Annotated in this window: 13 protein-coding genes; 6 read left to right on the forward strand and 7 right to left on the reverse strand. The window is 40.0% G+C overall.

Features of this window, described 5'->3' with window-relative positions; translation table 11 throughout:
- Positions 1-406: 406 nt before the first annotated feature.
- From AB4298_RS14570 to AB4298_RS14590, 5 genes are all read left to right on the forward strand, one after another.
- Positions 407-1,078 carry a helix-turn-helix transcriptional regulator gene (locus AB4298_RS14570; protein WP_248999558.1) on the forward strand — a complete coding sequence of 224 codons (672 nt, stop codon included), beginning with the start codon at positions 407-409 and terminating at the stop codon, positions 1,076-1,078.
- Between the two features lie 159 nt (positions 1,079-1,237).
- Positions 1,238-1,765 (forward strand): hypothetical protein, encoded by a 528-nt coding sequence (locus AB4298_RS14575; RefSeq protein WP_248999559.1) that lies wholly within the window; start codon positions 1,238-1,240, stop codon positions 1,763-1,765.
- A gap of 61 nt (positions 1,766-1,826) precedes the next feature.
- Positions 1,827-2,519, forward strand: a complete 693-nt coding sequence (locus AB4298_RS14580) for a fimbria/pilus periplasmic chaperone (RefSeq protein WP_248999560.1) — start codon at positions 1,827-1,829, stop codon at positions 2,517-2,519.
- A complete protein-coding gene (locus AB4298_RS14585) occupies positions 2,516-4,960 on the forward strand; it encodes a fimbria/pilus outer membrane usher protein (RefSeq protein ID WP_371987268.1) in 2,445 nt (814 codons plus the stop codon). The genes AB4298_RS14580 and AB4298_RS14585 overlap by 4 nt, the downstream gene beginning before the upstream one ends.
- Positions 4,947-5,846, forward strand: coding sequence for a hypothetical protein (locus AB4298_RS14590; protein WP_371987269.1), 900 nt, complete (start codon positions 4,947-4,949; stop codon positions 5,844-5,846). Before AB4298_RS14585 ends, AB4298_RS14590 begins: the two co-directional genes overlap by 14 nt.
- 193 nt (positions 5,847-6,039) lie before the next feature.
- On the opposite strand, the gene metA is transcribed toward AB4298_RS14590, so the two are convergent.
- Positions 6,040-6,978 (reverse strand): homoserine O-acetyltransferase MetA, encoded by a 939-nt coding sequence (gene metA, locus AB4298_RS14595; protein ID WP_371987270.1) that lies wholly within the window; start codon positions 6,976-6,978, stop codon positions 6,040-6,042.
- A gap of 73 nt (positions 6,979-7,051) precedes the next feature.
- Positions 7,052-7,453: a YbaY family lipoprotein gene (locus tag AB4298_RS14600; protein WP_248999564.1), complete on the reverse strand. Its 402-nt coding sequence runs from the start codon at positions 7,451-7,453 to the stop codon at positions 7,052-7,054.
- Between the two features lie 277 nt (positions 7,454-7,730).
- On the opposite strand from AB4298_RS14600, the gene AB4298_RS14605 reads away from it, so the two are divergent.
- The gene (locus AB4298_RS14605; protein WP_371987271.1) at positions 7,731-8,504 is read left to right on the forward strand and encodes an SDR family NAD(P)-dependent oxidoreductase; all 774 of its coding nucleotides are present in this window, start codon (positions 7,731-7,733) and stop codon (positions 8,502-8,504) included.
- Between the two features lie 83 nt (positions 8,505-8,587).
- On the opposite strand, the gene ompW is transcribed toward AB4298_RS14605, so the two are convergent.
- The 5 genes from ompW to AB4298_RS14630 all read right to left on the reverse strand — a co-directional run bounded on the left by ompW (position 8,588) and on the right by AB4298_RS14630 (position 13,351).
- Positions 8,588-9,235 (reverse strand): outer membrane protein OmpW, encoded by a 648-nt coding sequence (ompW, locus tag AB4298_RS14610; protein ID WP_248999566.1) that lies wholly within the window; start codon positions 9,233-9,235, stop codon positions 8,588-8,590.
- Between the two features lie 1,363 nt (positions 9,236-10,598).
- Positions 10,599-10,922, reverse strand: coding sequence for a hypothetical protein (locus AB4298_RS14615; RefSeq protein WP_248999567.1), 324 nt, complete (start codon positions 10,920-10,922; stop codon positions 10,599-10,601).
- Positions 10,923-11,367: 445 nt separating this feature from the next.
- The gene (locus tag AB4298_RS14620) at positions 11,368-12,114 is read right to left on the reverse strand and encodes a hypothetical protein (RefSeq protein WP_248999568.1); all 747 of its coding nucleotides are present in this window, start codon (positions 12,112-12,114) and stop codon (positions 11,368-11,370) included.
- 136 nt (positions 12,115-12,250) lie between these two features.
- On the reverse strand, positions 12,251-12,868 hold the full coding sequence (locus AB4298_RS14625; protein ID WP_248999569.1) for a nucleotidyltransferase family protein: 618 nt from the start codon (positions 12,866-12,868) through the stop codon (positions 12,251-12,253).
- An 84-nt stretch (positions 12,869-12,952) separates the two neighbouring features.
- Positions 12,953-13,351 (reverse strand): YbaY family lipoprotein, encoded by a 399-nt coding sequence (locus tag AB4298_RS14630; protein WP_248999570.1) that lies wholly within the window; start codon positions 13,349-13,351, stop codon positions 12,953-12,955.
- Positions 13,352-13,378: the final 27 nt, after the last annotated feature.

The raw sequence follows: 13,378 nt of genomic DNA on the forward strand, positions 1-13,378 counted from the left end.
GTAAACCAGAAAGATTAAGCGGTTTTTTCGTTGTTAGTTTGCCTTAGGTTTAAACATAAATATTTTTAGCTAAAATAAAGAACTTAAAATAGAAACAATAAATATTTATTACACGTAAAATTGCGCACGCTAATTTACTTAAGCCTTACAAAAGCTTTCAATTAAACACAAAATAACCAATATAAGTGCCAGCCTAAACATGGCAAAAAGAACAAATCATCAATTTACAATCAAGTTCAACATAAAAAGTGACCAAACCAGATAGTTATTACATATTAAAATCTTTAAATTACCGTTTTTACAAAATTAAAAACTTAAATCCAGTTTGGTGAACACCATCAAGGAAAAAAACATTTAGAAAAGGCTAAATATGCTCGCCAGAGTTATTTGAATCAAGGGACAGAATATGAATAGCCAAAAGGGAAAACTCTTATATATAGTATCGACAAATCAAGCTTGGAAAGAGGTTGTATTGGCCATTCTTGCTTCAGGATTTGATTCAAAAACAATTGTTGAAACTAAAAATACAGATAACCTTTGGGATCTATCGTCTGAATCTATTGTGATAGTCGATAAATCTAGCTTAGCGCCCCCGCTACTATCAGATATATCCCCACCTCAACGTGGAGGCCACTGGCTTATTGTCAACGCTGGCGCTGCTGATGAGGCAAACATCTCTAGCATTATATCTTTAGGATTCTCAGGATTAATCACCACTGAATTCACTCTAGAGATGCTCACTCGTGCTATACGCACCATCCAGAAAAACCAACTATGGTTTAGCCGTGATGCTATGTCTCTAGCATTAAAGGTTCTAGTACAATCAGCGGATAACTGCCAAAACTCATTAAATGACTTGGGGGCTAAATACACGCTTTCATGTAGAGAGAAACAGGTGTTTTTCCACCTTTTGAATGGCAGCAGTAATAAAGAAATCGCCAATCAACTGCACCTTAGCCCTAGTACAATTAAATGCCATGTATCAAGTATCTTATTAAAGACAGGCAAACGTAGCCGGTCACAAATAAACATGCTTTTAATGGATACAGAAAATAATAACCAAACCAGAATCAATTAACCCCAGTCTAAATTAGTTAATTGACTAAGAACTAACCTAGCTAGGTCTAAATTAGTTCTCCAATAACGATTAACTAGCCCATTGGTCGATACTAATACTACCTCTAAATGTATATCTTTTATTCGTCAAAACATAATTCATAATCCATTGGAGAATAAAATGAAAACTTTAGTTGGTGGTGTAGCGGTAGCTTTACTTTTTTCTGCTGGTGTAGCTGCAAATAATTGGTCAAGCAACCCTGACGAACATCCGGACGGCGCAACACAATTTTATGTAAACCTAACGGGCGAAATTCCACAGCGCTGTTATATGCATTCAACACAAGATCGTTCTATTGAGTTAGATGTAAAAACTCCATATGAAGCAGCAAGTGAGTTCAAATTCCAAGCTTGGTGTAATAACGATAACTCAAAAGGCACGTTAGTCGTTGGCGCACAAGCATTTAAAAATAGCAATGGCGTTGATGTAATCCCTCTTGAAGTCTCATTTAATGGTACTTCTGGCACCATTGACGCGAAAAATAACGCCAATAATAGCCATGCGATTGAAGTCGGTATGAATGTGAGCAATAGCACCGATGGCCGTTTAAGTGCAGACAAAACTCTAAAAATTAAGCCTGTGATTAATGGCTGGGAAAAAGCTGGTGAATACCAAACGTCAATGTACGTAGCGCTTTACCCAAGATAAATAATGATTGTTTTGTTGTGATTTATAGCGACACGGGGCCTTTGGCCCCACTTGAGGACTTATGCGGATTTTCTTCTTTCTAATACTTTTTCTATCCCATCCAATGGCCTATGCCTTTGAACTATTTCCTATGGTGAGTTTTTTTTCACCACAAGGCAGTAAGAGTGAGCAGTTTTTTCAAGTTAATAACACCACAGAGCAAGCTTTACCGTTAGAGGTTTTTGTTAAACAAAGACAAGTCTCAACTGGCGATAGAGAGCAACTTGCCGACACTGAGGATTTCTTTGTCTTTCCTCCACAAGTACTTATTCCACCCAAAAGTACTCAGATGGTCAAAGTAAAATATATCGGCAACTTAGTCGACACCGCCCAATCCTACCGTGTTGTCTTTAGCCAACTACCTATTAAGGATGATGTAGAGCAAAGCAGTATCAAGATGTTATTTCAAATCGGTGCTTTAGTGTTTGTTTCGCCAGATAATGTGTTTAACACAATAAGTGCTGATATTAATTATCAAGGTAATATTCCGACGTCGATGAAGCTTGCTAATACAGGGGACGGCATTGTTATTATTCCGCAGCTGTCGTTTGAAGTAAAAAGCGAGCAGGCTACACACAATTGGAAATGGCAAGATATTCAACACCTCTTGCAACAACAATATTTAGTACCTGGTGAATCGGTTGATATTGCTATGGACACTTTGCTCTCGCCAAAGGACAGCCAAGCAAAGGTGGATATAAAGGAAAACCGGTGACAAGCGTTAGCTCATCACTGCCATTATGGCTAAGTTTTTCAGTTGCATTGCTTCTCCCTATAAAGTCTTTTGCAATGAGCTTCTCGTTACCTCTCGAAATTGAAGGCCGAGAGATTGGAACTATACCGGTAAACCTAAATGGCACTGAAGTCGAATCGGTTTCGTTTAATTCTTTAAAGTCATTGCTTGGCCGTAGAATTACCGATGAGATTTGGCGAAGTTTATCCATACCCAATGAAAACGATAAGCAGATGGTTGCTCTCAGCCTCTTAGCAGAAAAAGGCTTAGATGTAACCTTTAACTCTTCGACTTTAACCTTAGATCTGAAAATTTCGCCTGAAGCTTTTGGCCAATATGACGTCGACTTCAGTGATCAGTTCAACTCCTTTGTCCCCTCAAAAAGTGGCAGTTTTAGCTGGCTTAACAGCATTAATTTTACCCATACTGAAAGCTGGGAGCCAAAGACAAGCAGTCGCTTCTCAACCGCTGACTGGCTGGCACAGATGAACTTTGGTGGCGCAAATGGACTCAATGTGACACTGGCCAACCACCTCGAAGCCTCAGATAACGATACAAATCTCTTACGAGGAGAATGGACCGCTTTTTACGATAGGCCCAGCGCTCCATTTCGAGTCGCAATGGGTGATGTTGAGTCTGGAGCGAGTGCTTCTGGTCACCTTTCAAGTACCAGTTTAGGTGGCTTTTCAATAAAAAGTGATTATGCACAATTACAACCCGATCGGGTTATCGGTCCTAATAATAATCAGGAGTTAATCCTTAAAGAAAGTGCCGAGGTTGAAATCACTGTAAACGGACAAATCATTTTCAGTGGCCGCCAAGAAGCCGGTCGCTTTAACCTCAATAATTTGCCAATGACCAATGGCGCCAATGACATTATCGTAAATGTCACCTATCTATCAGGAAAGACTGAACGATTTGTATTTAGCCAGTTTTATAACAATAAGCTACTAAACGAGGACATGCTCGATTTCGGATTGACCGCAGGTGCGCCCTCAATCTATGCAGAAAATGGTGTCGAGTATTTAGATACTTGGACTGTGATTGGCTTCGCTGAATATGGCGTGTCGTCTTGGTTAACACTTGGCATTAACGGCGCTGTAGCACAGTACGGTCAAATCTTAGGTGCAACGGCCACATTTGGTTCCTCTTGGGGCAACCTTTCTAGCCGCTTATCCTTTAGCAACCTCGAAGATACAGGTATAGGCAATGTGGTCTCCTTTACATTTGAAAGCACTGTTGCTGGTAATTCTAACAACGCACCAAATCTTAGATTAAGTGCTGACTTTTCAGACTCATTTACTTCAACTCCTTGGGATAAAGAAATTTTAGCAACCTCATATGAACGCTATTTAGCCAATTACGTATGGGTGATTAATAACGCATGGGACACCACGATTTCAGGATCGTATTACAAAGATACCCATGACGTTGAACAGAGCAATATGTCAATGACTATGAACTGGAGGCTAGGCGACTGGACTTTAGGCTCTGGTGTTAACTATAACGACAACAACACCTATGAAAATGCAGATATTGAGTACTTTATCACCCTTGATTGGAGACGCTCAAATACCCAAAATAAACCTAATTTAGCTGCAAACTATCATAGTGTGAATAACTATGCTCGGCTAGAGGCAAGTAAAACCAGTAACGATAGAGTCGGTAGTTTTGGCTACAGAGCAAAGGCTGAGTACGAAGATGGGCGCGATAGCCAAAATGCTCAGTTCGATTACACAGCAAACCGCCTCAGAGTCGAAGTTGAAGTAGAGCGAAATAACAGTAACACCAACGCCAATAGCGAGGCATCCTATTCAGCGTCAATAAGAGGAAATACAGCTATTGGCCTTGTTGATGGGCAAGTAGGCTGGGGACGTGCGCAAGACGGACCATTTATTATCTCGAAACTGCATCCCTCATTATCACAACAGCAAGTCATGCTTGGTATAGATCAAAAACATGACTATGAAGCCTCTGGCACTTCAATGATAGGCGCGCTCTTATCACTGGATGTACCTTATATTGACAATGTTATAGATCTTAATGTGCCAGATGCGCCCATTGGTTATGACTGGGGCGAAAGCCGATTAACCGTTTCACCTGGCGCCACGACCGGCCACTTTTTCATGATTGGTTCAAATAGCTCATATACCGCAAAGGGTATATTAAAAGCGAGCAACGGTGAGCCGATATCATACCTGCAAGGCACTATTTCGGGTGAAGGGATCAGCTTACCTTTCTTCACCAATAAATCTGGTCGGTTCTATATCCAAGGTATAGGTCCGGGCGAATATGTCATAACGATTTCGAGTGACAATTTTAAGCCTAGTACTTTGGTCATTGACCAGGTCGATAGTCATTTAATCGAACTAGGTACACTCAACATCACGTGTATTAAGGAGAACTGCGATGAAAGTTTGTAGCTTCAAAAATAAGATCTTAATGCTGGCGATATCTTGCATTGTTTTTGCTAATGTATCGCATGCACAATCTGATGAAGGCTCAGCTATATGTGATGGAAACTGGCATATAGAGTTAAAAACACAATCTGCGACTTCAGAAAAAAAAGGGCAACGCGGAGTGTGGATCCCAGGCACAATTTATCTTGATAGAGCATTAGTATTATGTGCTAAAGAAGTTGTGATAAAACAGCCAAAAGGTGGCGAGCCTCAACTTCGTGGAACTACGTCACTACATAGATATGAGCTAAAAAACACTTCACGCCAGTCAATCGATACAACTGGCAGAAACAACTATGTTTTGCCTGTATTAGGTCAACGAAAAATCAATTTATGGGCCTATATACCAAATGGATATGATTTTTATCCTGGCGCTTATCAAGGCATATTAGATGTTGAACTTAAGAGCGATATCGATACCATTATATCGACGAGTAGCTACTCTTTTAACTATCAAGTTTCCCCTTATGTTCATGCCAAAATAGCCAATAGCAATGATAGTTGGTTACCCGCTACAGGCACGTCTGTGAGAGTGGACCTAGGCAATTTAACCCAACAAAACCGTAAAGAGCTGCCGCTTTTTATTGAGAGCAATAGCTATGTCGGCGTATCAATGTCATCTTTGAACAATGGTCACCTTGTTAACGTCACCAATAAGAAAAACAAGGTACCCTATCAACTCTTGTTTAGAGGCCAACAAGTTAACCTAATTAACGAGGCAGAATTTAACATCAACAATCGCCTTTTAAATGGTCAAAAAATGCCGATATCGTTTCAAAACACCCCAAAGCCTTTTGCAAGAGCCGGTTATTATGAAGATATTATTACCATTAATTTATTCGCTAAGTAGCCCTTTATAGCAAAGGAATGATAAAAGGCGTTGAGCTATCGCTATGTTCAATGCCTTGTAAAAGCGTGAATATATAAAACACTAATAATCAAAATCTTAAACTAGGCTTCAGCGAATAATACACATTAAAAAATGCCAATATTTAACAATTATATTGGCATTTGTTTTATCCGGCATTAGCCCAACGGCTCCTCTATGATTCCCAAGGTGTGATACCACTCATGTCATCAAGATTATAAGGTGTTAGCTGGTAAACATAATAGTTAAGCCAATTACTAACCAGCAAACTACCATGGCTATGCCAACGAGCTATAGGTGCTTTATTTGGGTCGTTATCCGTAAAGTAATTCAGTGGGATTTTAGGGTTTAGCCCTTGAGCTAAATCCCTTAAGAACTCATCTTTTAAGGTCGACTTTTGATATTCAGGGTGGCCCATTACAAACAAGTTTCGATTACTTTTACTTAGCACCATATAGGCACCAGCAGTATCGGATTCAGTTAATACCTGTAATTGTGGATGAGCGCGTAGATTCTCAACATCCATCTCTGCAAAACGCGAATGCGGGGCAAAAAACTCATCATCAAAACCGCGCAATAAAGGATAATGCTCAGTCGTACGTTTATGGGTAAATACACCTGAACGTTTTGTCGTCAGCAATTTTCGATTTAAACCATATAAATGGTACAAAGCAGCGTGAGCAGCCCAACATAAGAAAAGCACAGAGGTGACATGTAACTGTGACCAATCGATAATTTCGCGAATGTGATCCCAATAAGAGACGTCTTCAAACTCGACTTGGCCAAGTGGTGCTCCCGTTATAATCAAGCCGTCATAGTTTTTATGGCGAACTTGTTCAAAGTCGCGATAAAAATTGTTCATGTGATCAATCGATACATGCTTAGATTCTTTATCATGAATACGTAGCAAATCAACATCAACCTGCAGCGGGGTATTACCTAAAAGACGTAGCAGCTGAGTTTCGGTTTCAATCTTGTTAGGCATTAAATTAAGAATTAATACCTTCATAGGACGAATATCTTGATTCGCAGCCCGAGTTTCAGACATAACGAAGATATTCTCAGATTCCAAGATTTCTGCCGCTGGCAGGTTATCGGGAATTTTGACCGGCATAACAACGCGCCTCTTTTCTAATATGACAACCGATCAGAAAGAGGCGCAAAGCATACACTAAGGTGTTGCGGAGTTAGTGCGCCACTTTCTGCACTAAAACTGACATGGGCTTGCTTGAGTCCAAATCAATTCGGTAAGACTGTGTATTAATGAACATCAATTTATCGTCAAGGCTGATACGTGCACCAATGCTGTAGGTATGGCCGTCTTCAAACTGATCTCTGTTAATTAAAAACTGAAAAGGTGTCGGTGTACTGACGTCGTTTCTTTCAAACTCAGCAATCACTTCAGCGGGTGCATCTGCTAACGAAACATCCTGAACTTGCACTGTAATCACTGCATTTTCAGGTAGCATTATGCGCTCCTTGTACCAAACCTCACCTTGGATCTCCACCACTGCATTTGATGTTGCACAACCAGTCAACATGCTTGCTGCTACCGCTAAAGGTAATAAAGGTTTTAACCACTGTTTCATTTTTATGCTCCTAATAATACATCAAGACTTCTAGAAGTCTATATGTCTGAACTTGAAATTTTTGCAGTTAACTATCAAATTTTTAATGCTGCCAAATTATGTTAGTAACTGATTTTATAAAGTTGACGAAATTAACAAAAATTTTAACTACCGTCGGATTAATCGCTCGGGAGTAAAATGCATTCTCACTATCCGTGTCACAGCAACGGACAATTAATCTTGTTCTAATACACTTATCTTTCTATGATAAGTTACCTATTCGAAGTCGAATACCCATATGACACAAGCAACTGCAATAATTGTGGGCGCTAGCTCATTACTTAGCCGTGAAATTGCAAAACAACTTGCAGATGAAGGCGTTGAACTGGCCCTACTAGCACAAGATCCACAATCTCTTACTGAGTTTAGTCAATCCTTGCCAACTAAAGCGCAAGTATTTCCATTGCAAATTGACGACCCACAGGCAGTAATAGCGAGCCTAAATGCCGTTTGGCACTCTTTAGGTGGCGCTCATTTGATCTTAGTGAATACAGGTTTAACTCATTACGATCCTGAACTGCCTTGGCAACCAGAGCAAGATATCATCACAGTTAATGTGCAAGGCTTTTCTGCCGTTTGCAATACGGCTTTTAGGCTATTTCGCGATCAAGGCTATGGCCAACTTGCGGCGATCAACTCTATTGCAGGGCTACGTGGTGGTCCGAGTGTGGCCTATCACGCATCAAAAGCTTTTGCGCAAAACTATCTTGAAGGTCTAAGCATGCACGCCCAGCGTTTAAAGCTGCCGATCACCATTACAGATATTCAATTAGGTATGCTTGATAAAGCTGCTATGCAGCAAAACCGCTTATGGTTGTCGCCACCAGCTGTGGTGGCAAGTCAGGTCATTAAGGCGATGAAAGCCGGTAAACGCAAAGCTTATGTCACTAAGCGTTGGCGGTTAGTTGCTTGGTTAACCAAAGCGCTACCTGAGTTTGTTTATAATACTCGCCACTGGAAAACCAAAGAGCAAAAGAAAGCTGAACGCGCAGCTAAGAAAGAATCTAAATAAGCTTAATTAAAAAGCTTAAGCGTAAAAAAGGAGCCAATAGGCTCCTTTTTTCATGGGTGGGAAATGCCCAACTTAACGAAAAATTAGAATGTATAACCCACGCTCACCATGTAAACCCAAGGGTCGATATCTGTTTCAACCTTTTGAGCATCCCCTAAATAGTTGAACTTAACATCAGTGCTAATCTGCGCATACCAAACAGAAGCATTAACTAACCAACTATCGTTAATTTGATAATCTAGGCCAACTTGCGCTGCAACGCCCCACGAATTCGTCATGCTTAAATCCGTTAATGCACCACCTAAATCGTTTGTAAATTCATTATCAAAGAAGTTAGTGAAGTTAACACCAGCGCCAATGTATGGACGTAGTTTTGAGTTCGCATCGCCAAAATAATACTGAGCAACTAGGGTTGGTGGCAAGTGCTTAGTTTCAGCAATCTTACCCACGCCATCTAATGATACGTCATGGCTGAATGGTGTTGCAGCTAATAGCTCGATACCAATGTTGTCAGTGAGCATATAGCCAAAATTCAAGCCTAACTGAGTGTTGTCACCAACACTGAATTCACCCAAACCTAAAACATCTTGGCTAGATTCATTTGGTGCAACCACTACGGCACCAGCGCGAACAATAATGTCGCCTGCTTGGTGAGCTGATACAGAAGAGGCAAAACCAGTAGTGAGAAGGGCGGTGGCGATCAAGCTAGAAACGATTTTTTTGTTCATCATACTACTCCATTAATACAACACTTAACGCTGTCTTTGTTTTCAATTTCCTTACATTTGCGTGCATCCTGCCAGATATGAGAGCCTGAAAAATTGATCCAAATCAAACTCAACTACGGATACCTACTTAGGTGTAGATTAAACCGATCCAGATCACACTAATTAAACATATATTGATATCGCACCTTTTATATTCGTGACCAATGCACACCTTGATCACTTAACCAGCAAGCTACACATTCTCAAAAGCCAACAATTATTTAACGCAAAGTTGACCTGTGATGAAAGTCGTTGCCTATATTGCAAACCGTATTTAAGGAAGGTTTACTACCGCCACAAAGTCGTCAACGAAGGCAGTTTTAGCTGATAAGACTGATTAAGTAGATCGTCGTCTTACTGACAGTCTATTAAACAGACACTACTCGAGTTTTTAATTAAAACATGACTGTCTGCGTTAGTCTGAAGGTTAAAAATAGACTTTAGCTATAAGACTCGGATAGGTATTAGCCTTGGGAGTGGAGCTTCCTTCTTGAGCTGGTCAGTCTGACTAGTGGCATACTTATACCTATACTTAGCTAGATGGCTGCAAATAAACTCATAAAAGTATGGATTTAACCAGAGAAAAACTGAGCTTATTTGCTTGGGATAGCGATTATCGATGAATCATAGCTAAGGTAGGTAGCTAGATAACTAAACTAGTCACACACAAAAAAGCGGCAATTAAGCGGATTTTTATGTGTTAGATCTAAAACCTATTTTCTGCTTTTGGGTTTCAGTAAGTGAAATCCCATAAATGTAATAATGCTTCCTAGTAAAAGGGACTTCCGATAGACATACCAATGAATGTTTGTGGATCCAAAGAACTCACCTTCCCTGCGACTGGAATCTAACTCAAAGGTTGCCACTGCGTTTATACTTAGGTCGATTTTTCGCTGTCCGGCCTATGAGAGCCATCAATTCAACCTTAAGCAATTCAACCTTAAGCATTGAGGCATATATTGGCTCATTTCAATACATAGCCGATATATCCAACCGCTTATAATATCGAGGAGGAAGCTTAGTCAGACTCTTTTAGTAAAATCGATTAGCTAAAAATATACTAAATGAGTAAAACACATTTACCATCGAAACAAATAGTAGCATGACTTAAGAAATGGTTTTTTTTAGGCGATAAATATATTGAAAACAGCCACAATGGCTGCGACTAAACTCACTAAAGCTTCAACGGTTTTTAAGGCTAATGGTCTACTGCCACTTTCATTGCTAAAGATAAAGAAAATATAGTATTCTTCATTTCGATTGAAAAATTAACACTTAGCTAAAAACCAATTAATTCAATTGCTTATATGTTTTGGCAAACTGTAAATCACCAAACAAATAACTTAAAACAAAGCAAAACTATCGCCACCACAATTAGGCCAAACCAACCAAGAACCCGAGTCACGATTTCCGGCGATTTATGGTTAAAGTGTGGAAATAAAATAGCAGCAAGAGAAACGATAGGAACCAAACCATACAACTGTCCCATATGAGTCGATGTACCATTGGGAAAAGGCGGAATAAACAAGTAAGTAAGCAGATAAAGACTATAAGCCAAAATAGCTAAGTAAGCCTCTCGAGCAGGCGTTTCACTTTTATCAAAGCTAAAGTAACAGCTAAGCAGTGTGATAAATAGAATGACGCTAATCAAGCTAATCTTCTCCATTATAAGTGGGCTAAATGCTATTTTAAATTTAGATTATTTATAAACGTTTACGTTAAGAAAACCTTTTTACAGGCGAGCTGAATTCAGGTTTCTATGAACTACGAGCATTTAAAGAGGCGTTTTACGATACTTATAAATAGCAATACAGAGAAAGATTAAAAGCGATATCAAAAAAGCAATACTCCCAAACACATCTCGATCAAAGGCGTTATAAATCAGGCCTAAAGACATCACTATCGCCCCAATAAAATAATCTCTCGAACTTGATAGTAACTTTGTTTTCATTGGTGATTCCTTTCATCAAAAAAACTATATTAACACCTATGACTTGAAAAGAATTTTAAATACTATTCAAGTCATATAACGGTTTACTTCAAATTACATGCACCAGTTATTAGGCATTCACAATATCCGACTGAATTCCTCAAACTTACTTGATTAAGTTCAATGGGGCATCTTTAGCATATTTATGCGAGATAGGATCGGTGATCACGATAGTATCGCCACGAAGCATATAGTTACCACCATGTAAATCCATCACTCCGTGGTCATCAATGAAGCTCAATACATCGAACAAGGTTTTCAGCAGCGCCGCATGGTCGTCAATCACTTCATCATCTATCACCACTGGCTTACGCTCGTTTGAGCTCATATAAAAATGTGGCCGCGGCGCTTGGATCTGCTCAACAAACTCATCGGCAGATTGCACTTGATCATTAAAAGGCTTTTTGGGGTCAGCAAATGGTAAGGTCATGGTGCGTAATGTCCCCCACAACTTACCAAAATCATCATTATGAAAATGGCTTGGTCGAGTCGGCTCGCTGCCATCATCACTAATATCGTCTAGCCGTTCTATCACATAAAAACGCACGACACGGCCACTGCTGAGCTCAATGGTGTCTTCACGGTGAATAGTGGGGACGTGTGGATTGTCTTGGTTCTCCGGGCGCATACACCAGCGGGCGAATAAGTAGTAACCATCAATTTTACTGCTACATACCTTTACCACTTTATCTGGCTCACCGGGTACTTCATACACTTCGGCGTAGATCCCGGTAGCGATTAAATCAAGATCAGTAAAGCGCTCAAGATATATCGATATATCATCGACTCGGTGGATCTCCTCTGCGGTTGCCAACTCTTTAATTTCTTTTATCGCATCAAGATATGGATCCATCGATTAAACCACCATTTACAGCAAGAACAAATTGAAGAAGTCCCTATGGCAAGCGATAAAAAAGCCGCAAACAAGATCGTAACCGACTTTGTTTTCGATGCTATTTAATTAAAACCGTATGCTCATAAGTTCATCACTAGCCATTATCTCGCAGCTTTGGGTAGGTTTGCAACCATCCCTTTTGCGCCAACCTATGCTCGAACAACGCACGCTTAGCTTTGGGGTTGTGTTGTAATGACAGGTCAAACAAACAATTAAAATCAAACGGAGTATGCAAAACTAATTGCGTTGCCATTCCAGACACTGATGCTGGTATTGGGTTGCTTACTGATGATAAATATACGCCGCTGACTCCAATGGCGGTTTGCTTTTCAGGCCAGTAGCTCATGGCATTAAGGCTAGAGCTATATTGTTGATGACCATTGCGTAAATGCATTCTGGCTTGATTTTTCACTGACCATGGATAGATCGGAGCAATACGCTTTAACTCCGCTTCAATAGCTTTATCACGCTCAATAGATAAATCATTTACATCAAAATAGATAAGGTCGATATCATTGAGCGCTGATTGCAAACCATGTATTTTGTCCCACACTAAATTACGTACAAAACCCGCGGCTAACATCCAATCATTAAGCTTTAGCTGCTCAGCCACAATCAGCGCATCGATTCTGTATTCATCCTCAAGCAGCCACTTTATGATCAATGCTTGAAGCTCTATCTCATCCAGCGAATTGTTATTTTTTACAGCCATAATGAGCCAACTCACCTCGAAATTAATACATAGTGCCAAATAAACAAAAAGGAGCCGAAGCTCCTTTTTGATATTAACATTGCCCTATGGGGCGGGCACTGCTTTCATCAGTACTTCAGTGGTGTATTTTTTATTACTAATTACCGGGAAACGGTCGTAGGTTTGAAAAATAACTTGTCCTTGGTATTGAATCATTGCTACCACACCATAATTGATGCTGTTATCAATAGTGTCCGCTGGTAGTAAAAACTTAAACGGTACTGGCGCCCTAACAATATCAAAGCTTTTTTGCGCAACAATGACCCCTGGTGTATCTAAGTCAATAATCGCAATGGTAATTGCACTTCCTTGAGGTAGCGCTAATCGCTCTAAATAACCTGCTGCGCCATTAACCACCACTGGTGGCTTTTCTTCAACTGTTACACAGGCCGTAAGTACCATTAAACATAAGAGCACTACGCTTTTTTTCATCATTGAAATCATTGCATTGATCCTTTATTCCCACATTAA

This window comes from Shewanella sp. 10N.261.52.F9 (assembly GCF_041471165.1).
Taxonomy (GTDB): domain Bacteria; phylum Pseudomonadota; class Gammaproteobacteria; order Enterobacterales; family Shewanellaceae; genus Shewanella; species Shewanella marinintestina.

Bases quoted from the DNA above. Each gene is read 5' to 3' on its own strand.
- AB4298_RS14570 (WP_248999558.1), top strand. From the start codon at position 407: ATGAATAGCCAAAAGGGAAAACTCTTATATATAGTATCGACAAATCAA.
- AB4298_RS14575 (WP_248999559.1), top strand. From the start codon at position 1,238: ATGAAAACTTTAGTTGGTGGTGTAGCGGTAGCTTTACTTTTTTCTGCT.
- AB4298_RS14580 (WP_248999560.1), top strand. From the start codon at position 1,827: ATGCGGATTTTCTTCTTTCTAATACTTTTTCTATCCCATCCAATGGCC.
- AB4298_RS14590 (WP_371987269.1), top strand. From the start codon at position 4,947: ATGAAAGTTTGTAGCTTCAAAAATAAGATCTTAATGCTGGCGATATCT.
- metA (WP_371987270.1), bottom strand. From the start codon at position 6,978: ATGCCGGTCAAAATTCCCGATAACCTGCCAGCGGCAGAAATCTTGGAA.
- AB4298_RS14600 (WP_248999564.1), bottom strand. From the start codon at position 7,453: ATGAAACAGTGGTTAAAACCTTTATTACCTTTAGCGGTAGCAGCAAGC.
- AB4298_RS14605 (WP_371987271.1), top strand. From the start codon at position 7,731: ATGACACAAGCAACTGCAATAATTGTGGGCGCTAGCTCATTACTTAGC.
- ompW (WP_248999566.1), bottom strand. From the start codon at position 9,235: ATGATGAACAAAAAAATCGTTTCTAGCTTGATCGCCACCGCCCTTCTC.
- AB4298_RS14620 (WP_248999568.1), bottom strand. From the start codon at position 12,114: ATGGATCCATATCTTGATGCGATAAAAGAAATTAAAGAGTTGGCAACC.
- AB4298_RS14625 (WP_248999569.1), bottom strand. From the start codon at position 12,868: ATGGCTGTAAAAAATAACAATTCGCTGGATGAGATAGAGCTTCAAGCA.
- AB4298_RS14630 (WP_248999570.1), bottom strand. From the start codon at position 13,351: ATGATTTCAATGATGAAAAAAAGCGTAGTGCTCTTATGTTTAATGGTA.